The 8,141-nt window shown below is 42.9% G+C and carries 6 protein-coding genes and 1 rRNA gene (1 of these 7 only partly in view); 4 read left to right on the plus strand and 3 right to left on the minus strand.

Annotation, left to right across the window (positions count from 1 at the left end; all coding sequences use genetic code 11):
- Positions 1-96 precede the first annotated feature (96 nt).
- Both atpA and AC504W_RS23815 read left to right on the plus strand, forming a co-directional pair.
- Complete coding sequence (gene atpA / locus AC504W_RS23810) at positions 97-1,617, plus strand: F0F1 ATP synthase subunit alpha (protein ID WP_494874669.1); 1,521 nt, start codon at positions 97-99, stop codon at positions 1,615-1,617.
- A gap of 95 nt (positions 1,618-1,712) precedes the next feature.
- Complete coding sequence (locus AC504W_RS23815; protein WP_494874670.1) at positions 1,713-2,660, plus strand: F0F1 ATP synthase subunit gamma; 948 nt, start codon at positions 1,713-1,715, stop codon at positions 2,658-2,660.
- A gap of 149 nt (positions 2,661-2,809) precedes the next feature.
- Here the strand turns inward: AC504W_RS23815 and AC504W_RS23820 are convergent, their stop codons facing one another.
- A complete protein-coding gene (locus tag AC504W_RS23820) occupies positions 2,810-3,274 on the minus strand; it encodes a hypothetical protein (RefSeq protein ID WP_494874671.1) in 465 nt (154 codons plus the stop codon).
- A gap of 458 nt (positions 3,275-3,732) precedes the next feature.
- Here AC504W_RS23820 and AC504W_RS23825 point away from each other — a divergent pair, with 458 nt between their 5' ends.
- Positions 3,733-4,548 (plus strand): carbon-nitrogen hydrolase family protein, encoded by an 816-nt coding sequence (locus AC504W_RS23825; protein ID WP_494874672.1) that lies wholly within the window; start codon positions 3,733-3,735, stop codon positions 4,546-4,548.
- Positions 4,549-4,608: 60 nt separating this feature from the next.
- Here the strand turns inward: AC504W_RS23825 and dhaL are convergent, their stop codons facing one another.
- Positions 4,609-5,244: a dihydroxyacetone kinase subunit DhaL gene (dhaL, locus tag AC504W_RS23830; protein ID WP_494878750.1), complete on the minus strand. Its 636-nt coding sequence runs from the start codon at positions 5,242-5,244 to the stop codon at positions 4,609-4,611.
- Position 5,245: 1 nt separating this feature from the next.
- Positions 5,246-6,319, minus strand: coding sequence for a dihydroxyacetone kinase subunit DhaK (gene dhaK / locus AC504W_RS23835; RefSeq protein WP_494874674.1), 1,074 nt, complete (start codon positions 6,317-6,319; stop codon positions 5,246-5,248).
- 598 nt (positions 6,320-6,917) lie between these two features.
- Here dhaK and AC504W_RS23840 point away from each other — a divergent pair.
- Positions 6,918-8,141 (plus strand): 16S ribosomal RNA (locus AC504W_RS23840) (it continues 265 nt past the right edge of the window).

Raw genomic sequence — 8,141 nt, forward strand, 5'->3', positions numbered from 1 at the left:
GAGGGCAGGAGGAGAATTTATTACTCAGCACTCAGCAATCAGCACTCAGCACTGTACTAGCAAATTCTTCCGTGTTGCAAAAGAAAAATATACACCATGAGCATATCAATTAGACCTGACGAAATTAGCAGCATTATTCAACAGCAAATTGAGCAATACGACCAAGAAGTCAAAGTTGCTAACGTTGGTACCGTTCTGCAAGTCGGTGACGGTATTGCCCGGATTTATGGCCTAGAAAAGGCTATGGCTGGGGAACTTTTGGAATTTGAAGATGGCACCATTGGTATCGCCCAAAACTTGGAAGAAGACAACGTGGGTGCGGTACTCATGGGGACAGGTAACAGCATTCAAGAAGGTAGTTCTGTCAGAGCCACTGGGAGAATTGCCCAAATTGGTGTTGGTGAAGCATTAATTGGACGCGTTGTTGATGCTTTGGGTCGTCCCATAGATGGAAAAGGCGACATCAAATCTACAGAAAGCCGTTTGATTGAATCTCCTGCACCCGGTATCATTGCACGCCGTTCTGTACACGAACCTATGCAAACCGGGATTACCGCTATCGATTCCATGATTCCTATCGGTCGGGGTCAGCGCGAATTGATTATTGGAGACCGTCAGACAGGTAAAACTGCGATCGCCATTGACACCATTATTAACCAAAAAGGTGAAGATGTAGTTTGCGTTTACGTAGCAATTGGTCAAAAAGCTTCTACTGTAGCTAACGTAGTTCAAACCTTACAAGAAAAAGGCGCAATGGACTACACCGTAGTTGTTGCAGCTAACGCCAGTGACCCTGCTACCTTACAATTCTTGGCTCCTTACACCGGAGCTACCATTGCTGAGTACTTTATGTACAAAGGCAAAGCTACTCTAGTAATCTACGACGACTTATCCAAGCAAGCACAAGCTTATCGCCAAATGTCCTTGCTGCTACGTCGTCCACCCGGACGGGAAGCTTACCCCGGAGACGTATTCTACATCCACTCTCGCTTGTTGGAAAGAGCTGCTAAACTCAGCGATGAGTTAGGTAAAGGCAGTATGACTGCTCTACCCATCATCGAAACCCAAGCAGGTGACGTTTCCGCCTACATCCCCACCAACGTAATTTCCATCACCGACGGTCAGATCTTCTTATCTTCTGACTTGTTCAACGCTGGTGTTCGTCCCGCTGTAAACCCAGGTATCTCTGTATCCCGTGTAGGTTCTGCGGCACAAACCAAAGCAATGAAAAAAGTTGCTGGTAAAATTAAACTCGAACTAGCACAGTTTGACGACCTCCAAGCATTCGCGCAATTTGCTTCTGACTTAGATAAAGCTACCCAAGACCAATTAGCACGTGGTCAACGCTTGCGGGAACTTTTGAAGCAATCCCAAAACGAGCCTCTATCTGTTGCTGAACAAGTAGCAATTCTTTACGCTGGAATTAACGGTTACTTAGATGATATCGCTGTAGATAAAGTAACCAGCTTCACCAAAGGTTTCCGTGAATACCTGAAGACAGGCAAGTCTCCTTATTACAGTGCAGTACAAAGCAAAAAAGTACTCGCTGATGATGAAGAAGCCGCATTGAAGGCTGCTTTAGACGACTACAAAAAGACCTTCAAAGCAACAGCGTAATTAGTCAAAAGTCCAGAGTCAAGAGTCAATAGTCAAAGACCAAGACTTTTGACCCTTGACCCTTGACCATTGACCATTGACTACTAACCAAAAATATGCCTAACCTCAAAGCAATACGCGATCGCATTCAGTCGGTCAAAAATACCAAAAAAATTACAGAAGCCATGCGGCTAGTAGCGGCGGCGAGAGTACGTCGGGCGCAAGAACAAGTATTAGCTACTCGTCCCTTCGCTGACAGACTAGCGCAAGTATTATATGGTTTGCAAACCCGTCTGCGGTTTGAAGACGCAAACCTACCTCTGCTAAGAAAACGCGAAGTTAAATCAGTCGGTTTGTTAGTAATTTCTGGCGACCGAGGTTTGTGCGGTGGCTACAACACCAACGTCATTCGTCGTGCTGAAAACCGTGCTAAGGAACTTAAGGCAGAAGGTATAGACTACACATTTGTATTGGTTGGTCGTAAAGCTACCCAATACTTCCAACGCCGTGAACAGCCCATTGATGCTACTTACAGCGGCTTAGAGCAAATTCCTACCGCCGACGAAGCAAATAAAATTGCTGAAGAGTTGCTGTCTTTATTCCTCTCGGAAAAAGTAGACCGCATCGAATTAATCTACACTCGTTTCGTCTCTCTAGTTAGTTCTCGTCCTGTCGTTCAAACTTTGCTACCTCTTGATACCCAAGGTTTAGAAGCAGCAGATGATGAAATTTTCCGTCTGACAACTCGTGGCGGTCAATTTGAAGTTGAACGGCAAAAAGTAACTGCTCAAGTCCAACCTCTAGCCCGCGACATGATTTTTGAGCAAGACCCAGTACAAATTCTGGATTCCTTGCTACCTCTGTATTTGAGCAATCAATTACTACGGGCATTACAAGAATCTGCTGCCAGCGAACTAGCAGCACGGATGACAGCTATGAGTAACGCCAGTGATAACGCTGGTGAACTAATTAAAAACCTATCGCTGTCTTACAACAAAGCCCGACAAGCCGCTATTACTCAGGAACTCCTAGAGGTAGTCGGTGGTGCAGAAGCATTGACTTAGGAACAAGTCAATTGTTAACTATCATTAATAGCTAATTGCTGGTAATTTTAAAACCTAGTGATTAGCTATTTTTGGTTTTGAGGATGTTTGTTTTGCCAAAGGATTTTTGTATGAATCCTGGTCGTGTTAGTGTCTCTAAAAATTAAAGACTAACGAAACATAGAATTAATAATTTCTGCTGATTGGTTCAAAAAATATTGAGTATTTTGTGTAGATTGGTTAATCCAATCCATTGAGGTATCGCAAGAAATAGTTGTCAAATTGCTGAGGTTTGCATATACGTTTAGCAGAATATCGGGGTCGATGACTGTTAAACCATTGTTCAAGACATAAATATTTTTTGTCACCATTAGCACTGCTTGACCTTGATAAAAAACAATCGGAGGATTTAGACAGTAAGAATTGTAAGGACTATACAGCCCATATTGTCCACCATACACGCCATACGAATTACGAATACTACATAATCCATGTGGATTACCATATATTCCATTCAAGTTGCTGATTGAGTTTGGGTCATGTTGGCTCCTAGATAATAATCCTAAAAATTGTCCATCAGCAGCCCATAACTGAGCTACACCATTCATATAAATGAAAAACTGTGGAATTGACATTAATTTTTGCAGTTAAAATACTTGACACAGTTTAATACGTAGTATTATTAGTTACCACCGTAAATATGATTAACTTTTTAGTGTATCCTTTGAGAATTTTTGAATTTTATCTACTCTGCACTTGATATTGAGAATACTAAAGCTATCTATTACTTTTAAGATTTGGTTAAGTGGAGCGATCGCCAGTTTATTTAATTTGCATATTTTTAATTTAGAATAAAAACCTCAATCACTCTTTTGCGGACTAGATATAAAACTTAGGTGTGTAACACTTTAATAGGTTACAAGCTGAGAGAGTGTTAAAATCCTGTGACAATTACTAGAGTAAAACGTTAGCGACAGCAAACTCCTTAAAGAAAAGCAATATTTACTCACTGCTGCTCAAGTTCCGAAGTTCTTTAAGTAACGATATATTTGAGTATCTGTCCTGCACACATCTACTTTTTGTTGTTAAATCTATGAAATCTTATTTAGCCGCCGCTATTCAAATGACAAGTGTGCCAGATTTATACAAAAATTTGGCACAGGCTGAAGAATTAATTGAGCTTGCTGTGCGTCGAGGTGCTGAATTAATTGGGCTACCAGAAAACTTTTCTTTTATGGGTGAAGAGAAAGATAAACTCGCTCAAGTAGAAAGTATCACCCGCGAAACAGAGCAATTTCTTAAAAAAATGGCTCAACGTTTCCAAGTCACTATTTTAGGCGGCAGTTTTCCAGTTTTGGTAGAGGGTACAGGCAAAGTTTATAATACTTCTACACTGATTGATCTGAGTGGTCTAGAAATTGCCCGTTACCAAAAAGTACATTTATTTGATGTCAATGTTCCTGACGGCAATACTTATCGTGAATCTAGCACTGTGGTAGCTGGTACACAATTGCCTTCAGTATATTTTTCGGAAGAACTGGGCGGTATAGGTCTTTCTGTTTGTTATGATGTGCGCTTTCCAGAATTATATCGGCATCTTTCTAATAAAGGAGCCGATGTGATGTTTATTCCCGCTGCTTTTACCGCTTTCACAGGCAAAGACCATTGGCAGGTATTATTACAAGCAAGAGCAATTGAAAATACTTGTTACGTAATTGCACCCGCCCAAACTGGCACCAACTACGCCCGTCGCCAAACCCACGGCCACGCTGTCATTATTGATCCTTGGGGTGTAATTTTAGCTGATGCTGGCGAAAAACCCGGAATTGCGATCGCAGAAATTAACCCCTCACGTCTAGAACAAGTTCGTCGTCAAATGCCCTCTTTACAACACCGAGTATTTGGCTGAAGAAGTCTCAAGTGTGAAGTATGAAGGATGAAATTGTATCTTTCATACTTCATCCTGAAATCATTCTCCACTTTTGATACTTTCCAATAAGCTTCTCAACATCAAATAACATGAAGTTGCACCTGGATCTTGATGTCCAATACTTCGTTCTCCCAGATAACTAGCACGTCCTTTCTTCGCCAGCATCTGTTTGGTATTTTCTAACGCTTGTTCTGATATTGCTACAGCTTGTTGCATTGCAGCTAAAGAGTCTTTACCTTCCTCAACAGCTTGCCTAAAAGCCATTACAGCCGGAGACAGAACATCAACCATTGTTTTATCTTCTAATTGAGCCTTACCACGTTGTAACACTCCATCTAACCCAGCTTGCAGTAATTCTAGTAACTCTTGTGTAGTTAGTTCTTGCTTACCAGCCGCTACAGAACTTGCTTTCAAAAACAGGGTGCCGTATAAAGGGCCACTAGCACCACCAACACTAGAAATCAGTGTCATACTAACAGTTTTCAAAATACTGCCAATATCTTGATGAGTTACTGTTGGTAACTGACTCATCACCTTTTTAAAACCACGACTCATATTAATACCGTGGTCAGCATCACCGATCACTGCATCTAAGTTAGTTAAATATTCTTTATTTTGTTCTATCTCAGATTCAAAGATTTTTAACCATTGGAGAATCTGGGCTTGAGTCACCATATCAAATACTCCATCGCAGACTTGGCGTGTGTACTGGTGCATCCCACAACCGGATCAGTTCATCATCCAACTTGAGCAACGTAATTGAGCAACCCTGCATTTCTAAAGACGTAATATAAGGGCCTATTAAGTTGCGAACAATGGACATTCCTTGTTTTTCGCAGATTTCTGCCAGTTTGCGATAAATCAGATAAAGTTCCGAGATAGGTGTACCACCCATACTATTAACAAAAGCCAACAAGCGATCGCCAGCTTGTAAAGGCGGATCGATTAATTTCATATCAACCCATTCACCTTGGTTTTCATCCCATTCCCGCACAATACGACTATAGCCAACATCATCAATGATGCTTTGGGTTAATATCTCAGCAATTTCATCTGCTGATTTTAATAAAATCCTTTGCCTACCTGGTTCACCGTGAATCCCAATACCCATTTCTATTTCGCGTTCAGTCAATATAAACGTTGGTGTACCTTTAGCTGGTACGGTACAGGATGTTAAAGCAATACCCATACTCCGACCATTTAGATTTACCCGACGACACAAATCGGCTATTTTTTGCAAATCATAACCTTGTTCTGCCGCAGCACCACAAATTTTTTCCGCTAATACCGTTGTTCCCACACCACGACGACCTTGAGTATAGAGGCTATCCTTCACTGCCACATCATCATCAATCAAAATATTTAGCACACGGATGCCTTCACTTCGGGCTAACTCCGTTGCCATTTCAAAGTTCATCACATCGCCACTATAATTTTTGACAATATAAAGGATGCCAACACCACCATCTACCTGTTGCGCCGCAGCCAGCATCTGGTCGGGGGTAGGTGACGTGAACACCTCCCCTGGACAAGCTGCATCTAACATTCCCTGACCCACAAACCCAGCGTGCATCGGTTCGTGTCCACTACCTCCACCTGAAATAATTGCCACTTTACCCCGTATTGGTGAACTGGCTCGATAGACAAAGGTAGGGTCATAGTTGACTTTGATTAAATCTGAATGGGCGATCGCCATACCAGCGATACTTTCTTTTACAAAATCTTCTGGCTGATTGATCAGCTTTTTCATGATCCGTATTTGAGAAGGTGCTACAGATTTAGAATAAAACACCAAGACGCGCCAGACACTATATGGTCGTCTTCTGGAAAACTAAAACTATCACAATTTGTTTCTTACAGTGCGATTGCCCATATTTTGGAATCAACTTATCAAGGACAGCCTCGTAAGTAATTTGAGAATTTTTGTAGTCTCCAACAAAAAACAAAATTAGACAAACAAGTTCACAGTGAATGGATGGTACTTTAAGATGTAAATTCAGGAAATTTCTCAATAATTAAAGTAAAAAATATCTTTAAATGGGCAATATTTCGATAATCTTCAACTTAAGCTCATTTATGTGCTTTTCTTTAAGTTTATTTTCCTTTCCAGAAATGCTTAGAAAAAAACTTTGCCAAACCCTTGACGATCCTATAATCAGTTGTTAATCTAGATAAGTGTCAAGGCAAGAGCCAAGACGACTGAACCGAGAAAAAATAATACTTTGAAAGCTTAAAAGATAAACCAATCCTCGTCAAGTAAATTGGTTTTGGGATATCCCAAAAACTTAAAAATTATAGCAAGGAATCTGGAAAGCAAGTTTTTCTAGATAACAAACTCGAAACACAACAAAACGGAGAGTTTGATCCTGGCTCAGGATGAACGCTGGCGGTATGCTTAACACATGCAAGTCGAACGGTCTCTTCGGAGATAGTGGCGGACGGGTGAGTAACGCGTGAGAATCTAGCTTCAGGTCGGGGATAACTACTGGAAACGGTGGCTAATACCGGATGTGCCGAAAGGTGAAAGGCTTGCTGCCTGAAGATGAGCTCGCGTCTGATTAGCTAGTTGGTGTGGTAAGAGCGCACCAAGGCGTCGATCAGTAGCTGGTCTGAGAGGATGATCAGCCACACTGGGACTGAGACACGGCCCAGACTCCTACGGGAGGCAGCAGTGGGGAATTTTCCGCAATGGGCGAAAGCCTGACGGAGCAATACCGCGTGAGGGAGGAAGGCTCTTGGGTTGTAAACCTCTTTTCTCAGGGAATAAGAAAGTGAAGGTACCTGAGGAATAAGCATCGGCTAACTCCGTGCCAGCAGCCGCGGTAATACGGAGGATGCAAGCGTTATCCGGAATGATTGGGCGTAAAGCGTCCGCAGGTGGCGATGTAAGTCTGCTGTTAAAGAGCAAAGCTTAACTTTGTAAAAGCAGTGGAAACTACATAGCTAGAGTACGTTCGGGGCAGAGGGAATTCCTGGTGTAGCGGTGAAATGCGTAGAGATCAGGAAGAACACCGGTGGCGAAGGCGCTCTGCTAGGCCGTAACTGACACTGAGGGACGAAAGCTAGGGGAGCGAATGGGATTAGATACCCCAGTAGTCCTAGCCGTAAACGATGGATACTAGGCGTTGCGAGTATCGACCCTCGCAGTGCCGGAGCCAACGCGTTAAGTATCCCGCCTGGGGAGTACGCACGCAAGTGTGAAACTCAAAGGAATTGACGGGGGCCCGCACAAGCGGTGGAGTATGTGGTTTAATTCGATGCAACGCGAAGAACCTTACCAAGACTTGACATGTCGCGAATCCTCTTGAAAGGGAGGAGTGCCTTAGGGAGCGCGAACACAGGTGGTGCATGGCTGTCGTCAGCTCGTGTCGTGAGATGTTGGGTTAAGTCCCGCAACGAGCGCAACCCTCGTTTTTAGTTGCCAGCATTAAGTTGGGCACTCTAGAGAGACTGCCGGTGACAAACCGGAGGAAGGTGGGGATGACGTCAAGTCAGCATGCCCCTTACGTCTTGGGCTACACACGTACTACAATGCTACGAACAGAGGGCAGCAAGCTAGCGATAGCAAGCAA

Source organism: Nostoc sp. C96, assembly GCF_059384975.1.

What these genes read in the sequence shown, in the direction of transcription:
- atpA (WP_494874669.1), top strand. Translation starts at nt 97, where the DNA reads ATGAGCATATCAATTAGACCTGACGAAATTAGCAGCATTATTCAACAG.
- AC504W_RS23825 (WP_494874672.1), top strand. Translation starts at nt 3,733, where the DNA reads ATGAAATCTTATTTAGCCGCCGCTATTCAAATGACAAGTGTGCCAGAT.
- dhaL (WP_494878750.1), bottom strand. Translation starts at nt 5,244, where the DNA reads ATGGTGACTCAAGCCCAGATTCTCCAATGGTTAAAAATCTTTGAATCT.
- AC504W_RS23820 (WP_494874671.1), bottom strand. Translation starts at nt 3,274, where the DNA reads ATGTCAATTCCACAGTTTTTCATTTATATGAATGGTGTAGCTCAGTTA.
- dhaK (WP_494874674.1), bottom strand. Translation starts at nt 6,319, where the DNA reads ATGAAAAAGCTGATCAATCAGCCAGAAGATTTTGTAAAAGAAAGTATC.
- AC504W_RS23815 (WP_494874670.1), top strand. Translation starts at nt 1,713, where the DNA reads ATGCCTAACCTCAAAGCAATACGCGATCGCATTCAGTCGGTCAAAAAT.